We start from the raw sequence: 396 nt of genomic DNA, 5'->3' as shown, positions 1-396 counted from the left end.
ACACCACGACTAACACCGACCACCCCGAAAAACCCGACACTTGGGGCGCTTGCGGGTGCTAAGTACGTGTTGGATAAAACCGGGGCGGACTGGCCTCAGATCAGCGGCTTTATCCATGGCACGACACTGGCCACCAATGCGTTGATTGAGCGCCGTGGAGCAGTCGTGGCGACTGTGACGAGCGAAGGGTTTCGTGACATTCTAGAGATCGCCTATGAGCGCCGCTACAACCAATATGAGATCAATCTTGTTAAACCTGATCTGATCGTGCTGCGCGCGCGCGCCTTTACGATTAAAGGCCGAATGGACGCGCGCGGGCAGGAGTTGCAGCCGTTCGATGATGGGGCTGTTTCCCGACTGGTTGAAGAGCTTTCTGCTTGCGGCGAGTCGTCGTGT

Annotated in this window: 1 protein-coding gene; it reads left to right on the top strand. The window is 57.1% G+C overall.

Annotation, left to right across the window (positions count from 1 at the left end; all coding sequences use genetic code 11):
* The coding region (locus tag G7G_RS23320) for a hydantoinase/oxoprolinase N-terminal domain-containing protein (protein WP_010442822.1) at positions 1 to 396 on the top strand (396 nt) is incomplete at both ends.

Origin of the sequence: Ruegeria conchae (assembly GCF_000192475.1) — a bacterium.
GTDB classification, from domain to species: Bacteria; Pseudomonadota; Alphaproteobacteria; order Rhodobacterales; family Rhodobacteraceae; genus Ruegeria; species Ruegeria conchae.
Note: the sequence above shows the minus strand (reverse complement) of the source record. Positions and strands in the feature narration are given on the sequence as shown.